The 16,994-nt window shown below is 57.6% G+C and carries 18 protein-coding genes and 1 tRNA gene; 11 read left to right on the top strand and 8 right to left on the bottom strand.

The features are described from left to right. The 8 genes from hisB (at position 1) to DW937_RS05840 (ending at position 5,957) form a co-directional block, all read left to right on the top strand. Complete coding sequence (gene hisB / locus DW937_RS05810) at positions 1 to 597, top strand: imidazoleglycerol-phosphate dehydratase HisB (RefSeq protein WP_120120401.1); 597 nt, start codon at positions 1 to 3, stop codon at positions 595 to 597. Then, entirely contained in the window at positions 594 to 1,202 is a 609-nt protein-coding gene (hisH, locus tag DW937_RS05815; protein WP_120120402.1) for an imidazole glycerol phosphate synthase subunit HisH, read from the top strand. Before hisB ends, hisH begins: the two co-directional genes overlap by 4 nt. Positions 1,203 to 1,213: 11 nt before the next feature. Beyond that, positions 1,214 to 1,933 carry a 1-(5-phosphoribosyl)-5-[(5-phosphoribosylamino)methylideneamino]imidazole-4-carboxamide isomerase gene (gene hisA / locus DW937_RS05820; protein WP_120120403.1) on the top strand — a complete coding sequence of 240 codons (720 nt, stop codon included), beginning with the start codon at positions 1,214 to 1,216 and terminating at the stop codon, positions 1,931 to 1,933. A 16-nt stretch (positions 1,934 to 1,949) separates the two neighbouring features. Beyond that, the gene (gene hisF, locus DW937_RS05825) at positions 1,950 to 2,705 is read left to right on the top strand and encodes an imidazole glycerol phosphate synthase subunit HisF (RefSeq protein ID WP_120120404.1); all 756 of its coding nucleotides are present in this window, start codon (positions 1,950 to 1,952) and stop codon (positions 2,703 to 2,705) included. Positions 2,706 to 2,844: 139 nt separating this feature from the next. Further along, on the top strand, positions 2,845 to 3,480 hold the full coding sequence (gene hisIE, locus DW937_RS05830) for a bifunctional phosphoribosyl-AMP cyclohydrolase/phosphoribosyl-ATP diphosphatase HisIE (protein WP_005943640.1): 636 nt from the start codon (positions 2,845 to 2,847) through the stop codon (positions 3,478 to 3,480). Between the two features lie 7 nt (positions 3,481 to 3,487). Beyond that, positions 3,488 to 4,312 carry a histidinol-phosphatase HisJ family protein gene (locus tag DW937_RS05835; protein WP_044953902.1) on the top strand — a complete coding sequence of 275 codons (825 nt, stop codon included), beginning with the start codon at positions 3,488 to 3,490 and terminating at the stop codon, positions 4,310 to 4,312. Between the two features lie 59 nt (positions 4,313 to 4,371). Next, the gene (locus tag DW937_RS14890) at positions 4,372 to 4,509 is read left to right on the top strand and encodes a hypothetical protein (RefSeq protein ID WP_165852897.1); all 138 of its coding nucleotides are present in this window, start codon (positions 4,372 to 4,374) and stop codon (positions 4,507 to 4,509) included. Between the two features lie 71 nt (positions 4,510 to 4,580). Continuing rightward, positions 4,581 to 5,957: an MATE family efflux transporter gene (locus DW937_RS05840; protein WP_120120405.1), complete on the top strand. Its 1,377-nt coding sequence runs from the start codon at positions 4,581 to 4,583 to the stop codon at positions 5,955 to 5,957. Positions 5,958 to 6,438: 481 nt separating this feature from the next. Here the strand turns inward: DW937_RS05840 and DW937_RS05845 are convergent, their stop codons facing one another. From DW937_RS05845 to DW937_RS05865, 4 genes are all read right to left on the bottom strand, one after another. Continuing rightward, positions 6,439 to 7,074, bottom strand: a complete 636-nt coding sequence (locus tag DW937_RS05845) for a phosphoribosyltransferase (protein ID WP_097776913.1) — start codon at positions 7,072 to 7,074, stop codon at positions 6,439 to 6,441. Between the two features lie 246 nt (positions 7,075 to 7,320). Then, a complete protein-coding gene (locus DW937_RS05855; protein WP_120120406.1) occupies positions 7,321 to 7,872 on the bottom strand; it encodes a twin-arginine translocation signal domain-containing protein in 552 nt (183 codons plus the stop codon). Positions 7,873 to 8,035: 163 nt separating this feature from the next. Beyond that, the gene (locus tag DW937_RS05860; protein WP_120120407.1) at positions 8,036 to 8,650 is read right to left on the bottom strand and encodes a twin-arginine translocation signal domain-containing protein; all 615 of its coding nucleotides are present in this window, start codon (positions 8,648 to 8,650) and stop codon (positions 8,036 to 8,038) included. A 123-nt stretch (positions 8,651 to 8,773) separates the two neighbouring features. Then, positions 8,774 to 9,469, bottom strand: a complete 696-nt coding sequence (locus DW937_RS05865; RefSeq protein ID WP_097776917.1) for a helix-turn-helix transcriptional regulator — start codon at positions 9,467 to 9,469, stop codon at positions 8,774 to 8,776. Positions 9,470 to 9,808: 339 nt separating this feature from the next. Here DW937_RS05865 and DW937_RS05870 point away from each other — a divergent pair, with 339 nt between their 5' ends. Then, a complete protein-coding gene (locus DW937_RS05870) occupies positions 9,809 to 10,483 on the top strand; it encodes a histidine phosphatase family protein (protein WP_120120408.1) in 675 nt (224 codons plus the stop codon). An 89-nt stretch (positions 10,484 to 10,572) separates the two neighbouring features. Further along, entirely contained in the window at positions 10,573 to 11,178 is a 606-nt protein-coding gene (locus DW937_RS05875) for a Tat pathway signal sequence (protein WP_120120409.1), read from the top strand. A gap of 66 nt (positions 11,179 to 11,244) precedes the next feature. Here DW937_RS05875 and DW937_RS05880 read toward each other — a convergent pair whose 3' ends face one another. Continuing rightward, on the bottom strand, positions 11,245 to 12,336 hold the full coding sequence (locus tag DW937_RS05880) for a DUF3048 C-terminal domain-containing protein (RefSeq protein WP_120120410.1): 1,092 nt from the start codon (positions 12,334 to 12,336) through the stop codon (positions 11,245 to 11,247). 12 nt (positions 12,337 to 12,348) lie between these two features. Continuing rightward, entirely contained in the window at positions 12,349 to 13,572 is a 1,224-nt protein-coding gene (locus tag DW937_RS05885) for a DUF3048 domain-containing protein (protein WP_120120411.1), read from the bottom strand. Between the two features lie 352 nt (positions 13,573 to 13,924). Between DW937_RS05885 and DW937_RS05890 the strand changes: the two genes are divergently transcribed. Further along, positions 13,925 to 14,000 (top strand) — tRNA-Lys (locus DW937_RS05890). A gap of 690 nt (positions 14,001 to 14,690) precedes the next feature. On the opposite strand, the gene DW937_RS05895 is transcribed toward DW937_RS05890, so the two are convergent. After that, on the bottom strand, positions 14,691 to 15,254 hold the full coding sequence (locus DW937_RS05895; protein ID WP_120120412.1) for a glycerol-3-phosphate responsive antiterminator: 564 nt from the start codon (positions 15,252 to 15,254) through the stop codon (positions 14,691 to 14,693). A gap of 227 nt (positions 15,255 to 15,481) precedes the next feature. After that, positions 15,482 to 16,975: a glycerol kinase GlpK gene (gene glpK / locus DW937_RS05900; RefSeq protein WP_120120413.1), complete on the bottom strand. Its 1,494-nt coding sequence runs from the start codon at positions 16,973 to 16,975 to the stop codon at positions 15,482 to 15,484. Positions 16,976 to 16,994 lie beyond the last annotated feature (19 nt).

Here is a 16,994-nt window from a genome sequence, read left to right on the forward strand (position 1 = left end):
ATGCCGAACCGAATGATCTCGCTGGAACGCAACACCAATGAGACCCAGATCGACCTTACCCTTGATCTGGACGGCACCGGCCGCTACGAGGTGGACACCGGGTGCGGCTTTCTGAACCACATGCTGGAGCTGTTCGCCCGCCATGGCCGGTTCGATCTGGTGCTCACCTGCCACGGCGATGTGCAGGTGGACTACCACCACACCACCGAGGATGTGGGCATTGCACTGGGTCAGGCCTTTGCACGGGCGCTGGGCGATATGCGCGGTATCCAGCGCTACGGCAGCTTTTATCTGCCCATGGATGAAGCGCTGATCCTGTGCGCCGTCGATCTTTCGGGCCGCTGCACCCTGAACTGGGACGTCCATTGCAGCACCGAAAAGGTGGGCGATTTTGACGTGGAGTGCGCCAAGGAATTCTGGCTGGGCTTTGCCCGCAGCGTGCCCGCTACTGTCCACTTTGTACAATTTGCGGGAGAAAATACCCACCACATCCTCGAAGCCTGCTTCAAGGGCGCAGGCCATGCACTGGGCGTGGCCGTGAAGATCGACGAAGCCCACAAGGACGAGATCCCTTCCACGAAAGGACTGCTGGTATGATCGCAATTATCGATTATGGCGTGGGCAACCTGTTCAGCCTGAAGTCCAGCCTGAAACAGCTGGGACTGGAAGCTGTTGTGACTGCGGATGCGGACACCATCCGCAAAGCCGACCGGCTCATCCTGCCGGGCGTGGGCGCTTTTGCCGATGCCATGGCCAAGCTGGAGGCGACGGGCCTTGTACCGGTCATGAAAGAAGAAGCTGAAAGGAAGCCGCTGCTGGGCATCTGCCTTGGCATGCAGCTGCTGTTTGAAAAGAGCTACGAGTACGGTGAGCACGAAGGCCTTGGCTTTGTGAAGGGCGAGGTCTGCCCGCTGGAGCCAGACCTTGCGGACAAGAGCCTGAAGGTGCCGCAGATCGGCTGGAACGCCTTGCACCTTGTAAAGGACGACCCGCTGTTCAAGTACATCCGTGAGGGAGAGTACGTCTATTACGTCCACAGCTACTACGGCAAGAACTGTACGGAGAGTACACTGGCTGTGAGCGACTATTCCATTCCCGTCACCGGCGCGGTGCGGGCAGGCAGGGTGTACGGCACCCAGTTCCACCCGGAAAAGAGCGGGGATACCGGCCTGCGCATTCTGAAAGCATTTGCGGAATTGTAAGGAGAAAAATTATGCAGCTTTTTCCAGCCATCGACCTGCGGGGCGGCAAGGTGGTGCGCCTGACGCAGGGCGACTACAGCCGCATGACCGTCTACGGCGAGGACCCCTGTGCACAGGCGCGGGAGTTCCTTGCAGCGGGGGCCAAAAATCTGCACGTCGTCGATCTGGACGGCGCAAAGGACGGCACCCTTTCCAACTACGATACCATTGCCGCGCTGGCAAAACAGGGCGGCTTATACATTGAGGTGGGCGGCGGCATCCGCACCGAGGAGCGCATTGAAACATATCTCTCCCTCGGTGTGGGCCGCTGCATCCTTGGCAGCGTGGCGGTGACGGATTTTGCCTTTACCGCCCGGATGCTGAAAAAATACGGCGATAAAATTGCCGTGGGCGTGGACGCAAAGGACGGCTGTGTGGCCATCCATGGCTGGAAGGAAGTGAGCGCCGAGCCGGGCGTGGACTTCTGCAAGCGGCTGGCAGATGCCGGATGCACCGCCATCATCTACACGGACATTGCCTGCGACGGTGCCATGAGGGGCACGAACCTCGGACTGTACCGCACGCTTGCCAAAGAGGTGCCCGGTGTGGCCTTTACGGCCAGCGGCGGCATCTCGTCCGAAGCAGAGCTTCTGGAACTGAAAAAAATGGGCACTGCCGCTGCCATTTTGGGCAAGAGCCTGTACACCGGCGCACTGGACCTTGCGCGCTGCGTGCATCTGGTGCAGGAGTGAACGGAGGGGAAACGACATGATCACCAAACGCATTATCCCCTGCCTTGATGTGCGAAATGGCCGCGTGGTCAAGGGCACGAACTTTGAAGGCATCCGGGACGTGGCCGACCCGGTGGAAATGGCCCGCATGTACAACGCTGCCGGTGCCGACGAGCTGGTGTTCTACGATATCACCGCCAGCTTCGAGGGGCGGGCGCTGTTTACGGATATCCTGACCCGCGTCGCCAGCGAAATTTTTATCCCGCTCACGGTAGGCGGCGGCATCAACACGCTGGAAGATTTTGACCGGGTGCTCAAGTGTGGCGCGGACAAGGTCAGCGTCAACTCGGGCGCACTCAAAAATCCCGGCCTTATCCCGGCGGCAGCACAGCGCTACGGCAACCAGTGCGTGGTGCTCTCTGCCGATGTGAAGCGGGTGGACGGCCAGTTCCGGGTGTTCGCCAAGGGCGGGCGCGAGGACACCGGCCGGGATGCACTGGACTGGATCAGCTGGTGCGTGGACCACGGCGCAGGCGAGATCTGCCTGAACAGCATCGACACCGACGGCGTGCGCAGCGGATTCGACCTTGAGATGCTGGATGCAGTTGCGGCGCGGGTGAACGTGCCCATCATTGCCAGCGGCGGCGCAGGCAAAAAGGAAGACTTTCTGGAGCTGTTCCACCACAAGGGCATCGACGCAGGCCTTGCGGCGGGCATCTTCCACCAGAAGCTGCTGACCATCCGCGACCTGAAAGAATACCTCAACGCAAACGGCGTGGAGATGCGGCTGTAACGCCGGGGCATTTCTCCCCGGCGCAGGGAGAAGCCGTAACGCGAAACTGGATTTCCGCAAAAACAACCCGCAAACTCTTGCGTTTGTGCACCGAATACGCTAAACTAGTAATATCCCCATCCGGGGAGGGAGAACCGTTATGAATCTGAAATTTGATGAAAAGGGCCTGATCCCTGCCATCGTGCAGGACCACTACACCAAAGAGGTGCTCACCCTCGCATACATGAACGCCGAGACGCTGGCGCTCACCATCGCCGAGGGCCGCACTGTGTTCTGGAGCCGCAGCCGTCAGGAGATCTGGCGCAAAGGCGAGACCAGCGGCAACGTGCAGCGGGTGGTGTCCATCACCGCAGACTGCGATGCCGATGCTCTGGTGGTGGAAGTGGTCAAATCCGGCCCCGCCTGCCACACCGGCGCCGAGAGCTGCTTTTTCAACGAAGTATACGTCTCGCCGGAGCTGAAGCAGTTCAGCTGGCAGGGCCTGTACCAGCTCATCAAGGGCCGCAAGGATAGCCCCAAGGAGGGCAGCTACACCACCTACCTGTTCGAGAAGGGCAAGGAGAAGATCCTGAAAAAGGTGGGCGAAGAGTGCACCGAGGTCATCATTGCGGGCGAAAAAGAGGATAAGGAAGAGACCGTTTACGAGATCAGCGATCTTGCCTACCATGTTCTGGTGCTGATGGTCAGCGCCGGCATTACGGTGGAAGATGTGACCCGTGAACTGGAAAAACGTCACGTCATTGACCACAAGGTCAAACAGGAAAGGATGCAGTGAATTAACGATGGCAGATTATAAGAAGTCCAGTGTCCATTGCCACTCCACCATGTGCGATGGCAAAAATACCTTGCAGGATATGGCAAGTGCTGCATGTGCGCAGGGCTTGACCACGCTGGGCTTCACCGGCCATAGCTACACCCAGCGCGACCGTGAATACTGCATGAGCCCCAGCCGCACCGCCCAGTACAAGGCCACCATTGCCAAGCTCAAGACTGAGTACAAGGGCAAGGTGGATATCCTGTGCGGCATCGAGTGGGATATCCTGAGCGAGGATAAGCGCACCGGTTACGATTACTGGATCGGCAGCGCACACCACCTGTACGGCAAGAACACCGGCAAGTATTACGAGATCGATTTCCGCCCGCAGGACCTGTGGGACTGCATCAACGATGATTTTGACGCAGACCCCCTTGCCGCTGTGGAAGCCTACTTTGCCGAGGTGGAAAAGGTGGCTGCCCTCAAGCCGGATATTCTGGCCCACATCGACCTCATCAAGAAGCTGAATGCCAACGGTGAGTTCTTCGACGAAGAGTCGCCCCGCTACAAGGCCGCTGCCCTCAAGGCACTGCAGGCCGCAAAGGCAAACGACTGCCTGCTGGAAGTGAACACCGGCAGCGTGTACCGCGGCTACCGCAAGGACTTCTACCCCGGCCCGTGGCTGCTGGGCGAGTGGCAGAAGATGGGCGGCAAGGTCATCATCACTTCTGATTCTCATGATATCAACAGCCTGACCTACGGCTTTGACGAAGCTGCCGCCGCCATCAAGGCTGCAGGCTTTACCAGCGTGCAGGTGCTTACCGGCAGCGGCTTCGAGACGCAGGAACTGTAATTTTATGGCACGGACTCCTTCCGTCACCTGCGGTGCCACCTCCCTCTGAGAGGGAGGCATTGGCAAAACCAGAAACTTTTACCGGCATGCCAAAGGCTCCCTCTTTGAGGGAGCTGGCAAATCCGGAGGATTTGTCTGAAGGAGTTCAGGCCCGCAAAAAATCGATCATCTGCAATGCCTTTTCCTGTTTTTTATAAATCGGGAAGGGATTGCAGATGTTTTGTTTTGTGTACAGATATCTTAAAAGTTATAATTTTGGAGGAACCCTATGACCCACGCGCAGCCCCAAAAGAAAAGTTTCTTCAACATGAACGTAGACCTGATGCACGGGCCTATTTTAAAAAGCCTGCTGCTGTTCATGCTGCCCATTCTCGTCTCCAACCTGTTCCAGCAGCTCTACAACACGGTGGATACCATGATCGTGGGCAATGTGCTGGGCGATACAGCCCTTGCCGCCATTGGCTCCTGCGGCTCGATCTACGAGCTTTTAGTCGGCTTTGGCATCGGTATCGGCAATGGCCTTGCCATCGTTGCAGCGCGCTCCTACGGCGCGCAGGACGAAGACCTGCTCAAGCGCACGGTGGTGGGGTCGGTCGTCATTGGCCTGATCGCCTCGCTGGTCATTACAACGGCAGGCTTTTTCGGCCTGCATGCCCTGCTGCAGCTGCTGGATACCCCGGCAGAAATTCTGGAAGATGCCTACAGCTACATCATCGTGATCGACCTTGGCGTTGTGGTCATGTTTATGTATAACCTGTGCGCAGGCCTGCTGCGCGCCATTGGCAACAGCGTAATGCCGCTGGTGTTCCTGCTCATCAGCTCGGTGCTGAACGTGGGGCTGGACCTGTGGTTCATTGCCGGGGTTGGCATGGGCGTGCGGGGCGCAGCGGTGGCAACGGTCATTGCACAGGGCATCTCGGTGGGGCTGTGCGTTCTGTACGTGCTGGCAAGGGTGCGCATCCTCATCCCGGAGAAAAAGCATTTCGCCGTGGGCAGTCATCTCTACTGGGAGCTGTTCAGCCAGAGCATCTCCATGGGCCTGATGAGCAGCATCGTGTCTGCGGGTTCGGTGGTGCTGCAGTACGGCATCAACGGGCTTGGCACCCTGACCATTGCGGGGCACACCGCTGCCCGCAAGCTGTTTGCCTTTACGGATATGCCGCTCATCTCCATGGCGAACGCCGGTTCTACCTTCGTTTCCCAGAACCGCGGCGCAAACCAGCCCGACCGTGTGCGCAGGGGAATGCGGCAGATGTATCTGTACTCGGTGGTGGTGATGGCCGCCGCCGTAGTGCTGATGAACTTTAGTGCTCAGTGGATGGTGCAGCTGATCTCCGGCTCTTCGGAATCCATCGTGCTGGAAAACGGTGCGCGGTATCTGATCTGGAACGCACCCTTCTATGCCGTTCTGGGCGTGCTGCTGTGCACCCGCTACGCGCTGCAGAGCCTTGGCCAGAAGGTGCTGCCGCTGTTCTCCAGCGTGATCGAGCTGGTGGGCAAGGTGATCTTTGTGCTGGTGTTCATCCCGAAATTCCAGTACAACGCCGTGATCCTGTGCGAGCCCATCATCTGGTGCTTCATGGCGGCATATCTGGTGGCGGTGTACCTGCACGAGCCATTTGTGTTCCCGAAAAAAGAAAAGTAAAAACAAGGCTTTGCAGGTGCAGGTGCACGTGCAAAGCCTTGTTGTGTTTTGATGAAAAGTATGCTATCATAAAACTGCCGCTTTGGCGGCAGGGCGCTGTGCCACAAACGCAGGCGGCTTTTTTCTCCTTACCGGCACCTGAGCGCGCCGGGTAAAGAGATTTTTCTTGAAATCTCGCTCCCCCGGACGCTTGAGGGCGGAAAGGGGGGATGCACCATGACGTTTGAACAGGTCGTATTGCTGCTCACGCTTCTCGGCGGAGCGATCTACGTTACGTTTGAAATTACATGGACTGTTTCTCACAGCGATAGACGCAAGAAAAAATGACCGCCTCCAGCTACCAACTTGAACGGTCATTTTTCTTGATCTGATTCAGTAAGGAGCGAGCCGTTTGCGGGCCAGCGCCTTTCTATTTATAGTATAATCATTTCACAAGGGACTGTCAAGGGCGCATCCGTGAGCACTTGACAGCCTTTTTACGTTACAGCGCCGAATAGCCAAAGCTGTTCACCAGCGCATCGATGTGCTGGCCGGCCTTGCACAGGGGGCAGTCGCGGCTGTCAAAGCTGGCGTAGTCCGGCAGGCTGGCGGGGTCAAAGATGGAGGTGACTTCATAGCCCATGCACTCGTGGGTGGTGGCAAAAATAGCGGAAAGGCCTGCCACGGTGCCGCCGTAGTAGTTCACGGCCTCCACAGCGGCCTGCACGGTGTAGCCGGTGGTGATGGAAGCCGCCAGAATGAGCACATGCTTGCCCTTGACCATGGGGGCCAGATTGTCGCGCAGGATGATCTGGCTGCCGGTGGTGTACTCCGGGGTGATCACATAAATGGTCTGGTGGGCGTTCATGTTGGCAAAGCCGTCCTTGGTCAGCTCGTTGGCAAGGCAGGTGCCGATCACCTGCGTGCCGTCCAGACAGAGCACGGTGTCCACAATGGTGTTGTGCTGGTAAGCGGCCACCAGCTCCTTTGCCACGGCCTTGGCCTCGGAAAGGCGGGACTTCTGGGTGGTGACATCGATGTAATAGTTGATATGGCTGTGGCTGGTAGCAAAGTGGCCCTTTGCTACGCGCAGGAACAGGTTACTTTTTTTGGTGGGAAGCTTTACCATATTGATCATCGAAACAGCACTCCTTTTCAGGTTTTCCGGGTTGCCCCTCAAATGCAAAAAGCACCGCATCGCTGCGATGCTCCTGCACATTTTTATAACCCTATTGTACCGGAAAAGAAACCTGTGCACAAGGCATAAATCCACTAAAAAACTTTGTACATTTTACATGATATCGCCCAAAACTTGGATACAAATGGCCCGCATACGCAAAAAGACCCGCACCTTGTGGGTGCGGGCCTTAGACATAATATAAAATCAAGCGGTAGGGATACTATCCTTGATGGCATCGGTGATATCCCAAGTGCCGTAGATATCATTGTAGGAATCATTGGGTTCACCAGTAGCGGCATGCTTGGGAGTATACAGCACAGCTACTTTGGTAGCGCCGGAGAGATCCAGATCGAGAGTCAGAGTGGCCTCGGTGACGCTGCCCTTGGGAGCTTTGGGGTTAGCGGTATCGCCCAGACTGGGCTTAGGATTGGTATTATAATAATAGTGCTTCGTGCCCGCATCAGTCGTAACATCGACCTGGAAATGGCTGTCAGTGATCTCCAGCAGTTTGAGCTTGGTGACGATCTTGAAGTAGCAGGTCAGGGTCTTGGTATTAGGGTCATAACGCGGTTCTTTGCCAGCACTGTTCAGCACAGTGGCTTCACAGATGCCGTCGCCCGGCTTCAGGGTGTCACCGGCCTTGCCGACAGGACGGTTCGGGTTGGAGCAGCCGGTCAGGGAGCCGGAGACTGCCACGGCAGCGGCGGCCAGTGCGGTATATTTCATAAAGTCACGGCGGGAGAATGTATAGGACATGTTCGTTCCTCCTTTAAAAAGCAGATCAGTACGGCCTTGCGGCACTACCTATAAGATAGGCGAAACCGGGCCGGATGTCAATGCCTTTTGGCAAAATAAAATGATGAAATTTTGAGCTGTGACGTTGTTTTGCGACGAAATTTTGTCCCGGGAAACCGTTCTCTCAGGCGCGGGTCACGTCTGCGGCGGTCATGACAAAGGTCATGGTCTTATCCGCTGCAAAGGTGGGCATGTAAGTAACGCTCAGCTGCTGCCAGCCCTTGGGGACCATCAGCATCAGCTGCAGATAGCCGGTACCCTGCGGGGGCAGATTGGTGGAATCCGAGAAGGTCTGAGAGTTGGAGTTGTACAGCGAGATGTTGGCACCGCACTCCACGCTCTGGCCGTCGCAGGAAGCAGAGAAATCGGTAGAAGCTGCTGCCAGTGCATGGAAGTTTGCATCCACGTTCTCCTGCGGGGGCACGGGATAAGCGGCGTTGATCTCGGCCAGATTCTGTGCGCCGATGTTGAAGGTCTGGTTCTTGGTGCGGTTGACCACGGTGACCAGAACAGCAATGTATTCGTAACCGGCCTGTGCAGGTACGGTATCAATGTTGAACAGGCTGGTCAGCTGAACGCCAAGGCCGTTCCAGTTGCTGACCTTATCACCGACCTTGACATCCACGATGGTGGCGCTGCCATTCTGCTGGCAGCCGCCCAGCAGGCTTGCTGCGCCCAGAGCAGCAACAGATGCGCCGGTGCACTTGAGGAAGGTACGGCGGGAAATGGAGTTGGACATAGAATAAATCCTCCTTTTGATAGGAAAAAACCGTATTCCAGAATGTTCTATTCTGTTTATACCCTTTCTGCCCGAAAGATGCAAGGGTTTTGGGGCTGAATTTACAGCTTTTTCACAGGAATATCACCCTTCGTGGGTAAGGCCCTTCACATGTGTTTCGCTGGTTTTGACCAGATTTAACAGGCTGGGCGTATAAAGCGGGAACTCGCGGGTCAGGCTTTCTGTGGTCATGGTCAGGCAGGCCGGGTCCTTTACGCCCTCGCCGCCGTTCACATCCTGTCCGTCCAGCAAGGCTTCCACGTTGGCTTCGGACATGCGCATCACGGCATCGGAGCAGCCGCGCCAGCGGATGGGCTCGATGCTGAACATACTGGCGGCGTTGTGGGGCTCGGCCGAGTACAGCAGGCGGAACATTTTGGCTACGGCCATCATCAGGTAGGCGCTCACCTCGGTGGTAAGGGCCTTGCTGTGGCACTGGCCGATCTTGGCGTACAGCACGTTCAGGCTGTTGGAGATCAGCTTTTTGTTCATGGTGGGCAGCACGCTGCCGTGGTAGATGTTGTCCTTCATCTTGTCCGGGTTCGGGATGTCTTCTGCCGAGAGCATCATGCCGTTGCGCTCTGCACTGCGGCCCAGAAGATAATCGCAGGAAACATTATAATAGTCTGCCACGCGCACCACAAAGTCCAGGCCGCATTCGCGGATGCCTTTTTCGTAGTGGGACAGCAGCGCCTGCGAGACGCCAAGATCCTCGGCGGCCTGCTTCTGGGTGATGCCGCGTTCCTTGCGCAGCAGCTTGATGATACGGTTGAATTCCATGATTTTTGGCTCCTCAAAGTTCGATGTAGGGGGACATCCTTGTTTTTGGTTTACAGCAGGTTGATTATACACAACGGAAAACCTTTTGTAAAGCAAGAAAAGTGACGATATTTTTCGTTGATTTTCGTCATTTCTGTCAAAAGGCTTGCTCTGGACACCATATCTATGTTAAACTATAGGTATTAACGCATACATTTTGTGGCGTGCGCGGGGCCGCAGCTGCCGCCAAAGAGCAAAAAATCTGGCAGACGACACGTTTTTCTGCCAGATTTTTTCTCCGCAGCGGGTTTTACCGTCCATTCCCGTGCCGCCGCACAGCGATAAAGAGAGGCACTATCCATGAAAACGTTCAAGCTTCATCTCATCCGCCACGGCATGACTGCAGGCAACCTGCAGGGCCTGTACATCGGCAGCGGCACCGACATCCCTCTGTGCGACGAGGGCCGCGCTCAGCTCAATGAGCTGAAAGAGCGGTTCGAGTATCCGCAGGTGGATACCGTGTTCTCCTCCCCGCTGCTGCGCGCAGTGGAAACAGCCAACATCCTGTTCCCGGATGCAAAGCACACCTTTACCGTGCACGACCTGCGGGAGGCCGGCTTTGGCAAGTTTGAGAACAAGCCGGTCAAGGAGCTGGTGCACGACGAGGACTTTAAAAAGTGGATCACCCCCGGCTCCGGCTATATGCCCGAAGGCGCAGAGCCTACCGACCAGTTCCACGCCCGCTGCGCCGAAAGCCTGATGAAGCTGTTTGAGTATATGATCCGCATGGATGTGACCGAAGCAGCCTGTGTGACCCATGGCGGCGTGATCATGAGCATGCTCAGCCAGCGCGCGGTGCCCACCCGCCGCCCGGAGCAGTGGATGGCAGACCCCGGCTGCGGCTACACCGTGCAGACCGATGTGCAGCTGTGGATGCGGGACCGTCTGGTGGAAGCCATCGACATCGTGCCCTTTGGCTATGCTGATACCCTGCGCGGTCAGGCCGAAGCCGAGGAGAACGAAGCCTTTGAGTAAGGATTCGGTTACAGTTTCGGCCCATCCCTTGACAGAAACAGCACAATCCTTTATTGTATAAGGGAACGATTATTTTAGGAGGAAGTTCCATGTCCCAGTCCATGTCCCGCCGGTCATTCCTGAAATGTGCCGGTTCCGGTGCGGTCAGCCTTGCGGCAGCGCTGCTCACCGGTGTATCTGCTGCGGCGCAGCAGCCGCATCTTGCAGGCGAACCTGCCCTGCTGGACGGCAAAGCTGCTGTGGAGCTGCTGGGCTATGCCCCTGCGCAGGAAATGGGCAATGTGCTGGTGTACCTCTCGGTGGAAAACCTCTCCGCATCCACCCTGCCGGTGGGCGCAAGCTATCTGCAGAGCCGTGAGGTGTGCACGCTTGGGGAGCTGTACAGTATGGGCACCGGCGTTACCGCTGTGTGCGATGGCAAGCCGGTGCGCTGCGGCAGCTTTGCTGCGCCGCTCTACGGCGAGAACGCGGCGGATGCTTCGGTGTTCACCCTGAACCTGACGGCGGGCCGCGGCGCGCTGCTGCACTGCTTCTGCGCAGTGCCGGACAACTGGCAGACGCTGGAGCTGACCTATCACCCGGATTTCGCGGCGGGCCGCAGCGTGACCTTTACGGTCAACCGCAGCACGGACCGCGCCGTGCTGGGCGTGGTGCCCACCTCTCCTGCCGAGGTCGGCAGCGTGGTGGATCTGTAAAATACCATTCAATACACAAAGGCCCTTGCACAGGAAAACTGCGCAGGGGCCTTTGAATTTGTTTTGTCAATTCAGCACATTCTGCCCGGCGGAATCCAATACCGTCAGCTCCTGCCCGGTCACGCTGGAGACCAGCGCAATGTAGCTGCGTCCGGTGCGGATGCTCAGCGGCCTGCCGTCGGCATCGTAAAAGGCAAAGGTGGAGTCTGTGCCCTGCGTCCATGTGATGTGCCACAGCTGGCTGCCGTTCAGCCAGACACCGCCGCCAAGGGACAGGTCGTAGTCCAGCGTGGTGCCGTCGTCCCGCAGGCTGGAAGCGGAGTAAAGGACCAGCAGGTTGTCGAATTGCGCCTGCGCGCCGGTGTTGGCATCCAGCTGGGCGGTGCCGTCTGCACGGAGCATCCCGTAGGTGCCGCTGGCCGCATCGTAGGCAAAGCCGGTGGTGCTTTGGGGCGCAAAGTTGATCTGCACCTGTTCGGCATCCCGGGAACCTGGCTCCGGCAGGCGGGGCTCTTTGGCCTGCGGCAGCAGGGCGGGCAGAGCGGAAATGGCAGAGCTGTCCTCGGCAGTGCTGGCCGAGGAGGAAGCGCTGCTGCCGTGGTCGCCCAATGCGCCGGAAAGGTTCAGGCTGCCCAGTACGGAAGCGACCTCCGCGCCGCTGGTATGCCACAGCGGCGCGCCGCTCCAGACATCATCGCAGGAAAAGGCGTTGCGGCCCACTTCCAGCGCGTCCACGGCCCGCAGGTTATAATAATCCAGATAGTTGCGGGCAAACTGCCCTGCACCCCGCTGGATGGGCAGTACTTCCTGCCCGCTGAGCAGCCGCCAGTAAAGGTCCTGACCAAGGGTCACTGGGCCGACGGTTGGCATGGCCGATACCGAAGGATAAGCCAGGCACAAGCTGGTGGGCTGGCCGCTCTCGGTCAGGGCTTCCAGCACCACCGATGCGCTGCCAATGCCCCACTGTGTGGTGCTGGAAGCGGCGTTGTCGATCACCACGGCGGCGGTGCGTTCGCCGGGATACTGCAGCTCCTGCCCGGTCAGCGGGTCGGTGGGCGCTGCACTGTCCGGGGCAGTGGGGCCGGACAGTGCACACCCGCACAGCAGGACTGTGCACAGCACCGCCGTGCCAAGGGCCAGATTCCAGATGCGTTTCATGCGGTTCCCTCGTTACTGATAACTGAAGTTGGACCACTCGTCGTCGTCCACGATGGCAAGATAGGTCTTGCCGCGGTTGAAAAGCATCTGCGCACCGGTCTTGTCGTAGACCAGCAGCGGATGCTCAGGCGAAGCCTTTTCCCAGCGGCCATGCTGTACAGCGCCGCGGCTGAAATAATAGGCATCGCCGCCGGAGATGTAGCTTACCTGCTGCACATCGCCGGAGTCGCCGGAATAGCGCTCGATGGGAGCAAAGCAGACCAGCAGGTTGTCAAAGCTCAGCTGCTTTGCATTCAGCTCGTCCACGGTGTTTTCAAATTTGCCGGAGATGCGGCTGTACATCTGCATTTTATAGGTGCGGGACTGCGGATCATAGCGGAAGCTGGTCTTGTAGTGGTCCGAGTGGGTGATGCTGACCGTTTTGCCGGATGCTGCACCCTGCATGGCGTTCTCCTCGCCGGTGCGGTAGTCCGCAAAGCGGAAGAAGGTGGTGTCGTAATCGTATTTCAGGCCGATGCCCGCGTTGGAAGCGGCCTGCCGGATCTCCTTGCCGGAGGTGAACTCGGTGTGTTCATAGGCCACATCCCGGCCCCGGCTGTCGCGGTGAGCCACATGCGGATGGGTGGGAGTATTAAAGTAGCTCTTGCCGCCGATGTTCAGGCCGGAATAGTTGTATACGCTGATGAATTTGGTGCAGGCGGCGCTTTCGCCATCGTGGTAGTACAGCGCCTGATAGGGTATCAGCAGCTGCAGGAACTGGTCGCGGCCAGAGCGCAGCGGGCCGATCTCCGGGATGGAGTCGGCATCGTGGAACACCGCGCAGAAGCGGGTGATGCCGCCCTCCACCTTGCACTCGATCAGCAGATCGGCAGAGGAAAGGCCGCGCTGCGGACGGGCGTTCTGACGGGAGGTGTTGGAGATGTTGTTCACCATCACGCCCACGATGCGGCCATTGCTGCGCTTGGCCTCACCGGTCAGCGGGTCGGCATCGTAAGCGGGCAGTGCGGCAAGACTGGCAGCGGGCTGTTCGCCTGCTGCCGGCGAGGAAGCAACCATGGCCTCCGAGGATGCAGCAGAAGAAGCTGCGCCGGAAGAACTGATGCCCAGTGTCTGCTGGAGCCAGCTGGAAAAATTGCTGCCCAGAATGGCACTGCCGGAAGCACTGCAGCTGGAAAGCGCCAGCGAAGCGGCAGCGGCACCGGTCAGGCGAAGAACAGCACGGCGAGTGATCTTCATAGGAAAAACCTCCTGCAAAAAACGTATCGGCGCGGCCCGGCAGAATGCCAAAGCCGGGAAAAAGTTTGCGGGTGCAGCGCGGCGGGGCGCACACTGCCGGGCAGTAAAACGCAGCGCACTGCAGACGGATTTGATTTGATTGTAACGATTCTTGCCGGGTTTGTAAAGAGGAAGTTATCGGGATGAAGCCCCTTCCGCTGCCGACACCGGAGCATCTTCGATCTGCTGCGCGGATGAAAAGCGGAAGCCCACACCGATGCAGGAGCTTTTTGCACCTTTTTGCCCGGGAACCCTTGCATTTTTGCGCAAGTTGTGGTAATATTATTCGGCAGTATGTTCACTGCGGAAATATGCGCTCGTAGCTCAGCCGGTAGAGCATCTGACTTTTAATCAGAGGGCCAGGGATTCGAGTTCCCTCGAGCGCACCAAAAGGACGATAAATCGTTGAACTAAACGGTTTATCGTCTTTTTTGTTTTATATTGGCTTTTTGTCTTGTACCTATGATTTTTTCAAAAATTTTAGAGGTCAAAGGTACAAAAATGAAGAAGATTCAGAAGAATGCAGTCCGGTTTGATAATCTAAAGCAAGATTTTTTGGACGACAAGAAGTATTCTGGCACGGCAGAAGCCACGTTGAACGGCTATCGGTATGATATTATACGGTTCTTGAAGTTCCTTTCAGATGAGCAGTCAGCCGTGAATCGATGCAAGTAGATAGAACAATTGATCGATTTGTGCTATACTTATCAATAAGAAATGGATTATCTTGCAGAGGTGCGTATCTGGATCAGGAAAAAGACTACTTATCTGGTTCGACAAAAGCAACCTATCAGAACAAAGCGTATCTGAGCAAAAACGATCCCAATTTACATAACACACCAAAAGATGCAATCGTTTTTGGAGCAGCGGTCAATGCGGTGGTGGCCCCCTGTTTTGCCCGCGGAAAATACCGGCAGATTTTGAATGAAGCAAAGTATTATCAGGCAATTGAAAGCATCTACGATGACTTTACTGCGGCAGTAGAACGCTCTGCGGCGCAGGATACAGTTTATGTTCAACAGATAAAACACCAGGATACTATTATGCTTTTCGTACTTCAGCTGGGATCTCGTTCTGGCTCAGATATCCCACAGGGAGGGCGCAGAGGTGGAAACTGCGGCGGCACCTGCGCGCATGGCGGCCATGATGTCGGCTTTGTCCCGCAGCAGGCCGCCTGCAATGACAGGCACCTGTGTGCGGGCGCTGATCTCGACGATGACCCGGGGCATGATGCCGGGAAGGATCTCGACAAAATCCGGCTTGCCCTGCTCCAGCTGGCCGGACAGGCTGGTCAGCGAGAGGGAATCCAGGATGAATGCCCGCTGGACGGTCAGCAGGCCGCGGTGGCGCGCCCGGCGGATCAGGGTCGGGCGGGTGGAGATGATGCCGTCCGGGTGGCATAGGGCGTTGAGGGAGTCCACCGCGATCTCCCGCGACGAAAGGCCGTCCACAAGGTCGATGTGAACCACGGCCAGTTTTCCAGCATCATGTATGCGGTGCACAAGCCCGTCTACGGTGAGCAGGGTGCTCGCCAGCAGAAAAACGGCGCTGCAGGGCGAAGCCAGCGCAGCAGTCAGGGCTTCGTCCGTTTTCACGGCGGCGATCACCGGTTCGTCCAGCAGGGTTTCAGCAAGAGGATGCATTGGGTAAGACTCCTTTTTTATCAATTACTTGATTTATATTATTCTACAAAAAAGCCGCCATGTAAATAAGTTACACGGCGGCTGTAATGTAAAATCTAGGTTTTATCAGAATGTGGTTGCAATCAGCTCACCGCCGCCCAGAATGGTAGTGGTATTGGAACAGCTGACCATGACGATAAACAATTAAAAATATTTTGTGCGCGAACTATAAAGTCAGACGAAAATCATCAATGCTCTGCCCAGTCGCAGCTGCGGCCCACAGCCTTGTGCCAGCCGGCCAGCAGGCGGGTGCGCTCGGCCTCTTCCATCTGCGGGGCAAAGGTCATATTGCAGTGCCACAGGCTGCGGATCTCGTCCCGGTCCTTCCATACGCCGGTGGCAAGGCCCGCCAGATAGGCAGCGCCCAGAGCGGTCGTCTCCCGGATGGCCGGGCGCAGCACGGTCTTGTTCAGGATGTCAGCCTGGAACTGCATCAGGAACTGGTCGCGGGATGCGCCGCCATCCACCTTCAGCGAGGTGATGGGCACGCCGATGTCTTTTTCCATAGCCGCCACAAGATCTGCGCTCTGGTAGGCAATGGACTCCTCTGCCGCGCGGATGATGTGGTTCTGGGTGGTGCCGCGGGTGATGCCAACAATGGCACCGCGGGCGTACATATCCCAGTACGGTGCACCCAGACCAGTAAAGGCCGGCACGATGTAAATGCCGCCGTTATCCGGCACCTTCTGGGCATAGTATTCCGCATCGCGGCTCTCCTGGATCATGCGCAGGCCGTCGCGCACCCACTGGATGACGGCACCGCCCACAAAGACGCTGCCCTCCAGCGCGTACTCCACCTTACCGTTCAGGCTGATGGCGATGGTAGAGATCAGGCCGTTCCGGCTGCGGCAGATGGTATCGCCGGTGTTCATCAGCAAAAAGCAGCCGGTGCCGTAGGTGTTCTTGGCCTCGCCCTTGCGAAAGCAGCTCTGTCCGAACAGCGCAGCCTGCTGGTCACCGGCAATGCCGGCCACCGGGATCTGCACACCGCACAGATCGGTGGTGCCGTAGACCTCGCTGGAATCCGTCACGCGGGGCAGGATGCAGCGCGGGATATCCAGCGCTTTGAGCAGGGTGTCGTCCCAGTCCAGCGTGCGGATGTTATACAGCATGGTGCGGCTGGCGTTGGTGCGGTCGGTGACATGCACTCTGCCGCCGGTCAGCTTCCAGACCAGCCATGTGTCCACAGTGCCGAACAGGATCTCCCCTGCCTCGGCGCGCTCCCGCGCACCGGGCACATTGTCCAGGATCCACTTGATCTTCGTTGCGGAGAAATAGGCATCGGGCATCAGGCCGGTGTTCTCCCGGATGTAGTCTGCCATGCCGGGCTGCTGCAGCAGTTCATCCACCAGCGGAGCCGTGCGGCGGCACTGCCAGACGATGGCATTGTAGATGGGGCGGCCGGTAGCCTTTTCCCACAGGATGGTGGTCTCCCGCTGGTTGGTGATGCCAATAGCGGCGATATCGTGGGCATCGACACCGCTCTGGGCCACCACCTCGTTCATGACTCCATACTGGGTGGACCAGATCTCCATGGGGTTGTGCTCCACCCAGCCCTGCTGCGGATAGATCTGCTCAAACTCGCGCTGCTGCACCGCAATGATATTCTGCTCATTGTCGAACAGGATGGCACGGCTGCTGGTGGTTCCCTGATCCAGCGCCAGAACATATTTTGTACTCATGCTTTTGCTTCCTCCGTAT

The sequence above is a fragment of the Faecalibacterium sp. AM43-5AT genome (genome assembly GCF_003603345.1).
In the GTDB taxonomy this organism is placed as follows: domain Bacteria; phylum Bacillota; class Clostridia; order Oscillospirales; family Ruminococcaceae; genus Faecalibacterium; species Faecalibacterium taiwanense.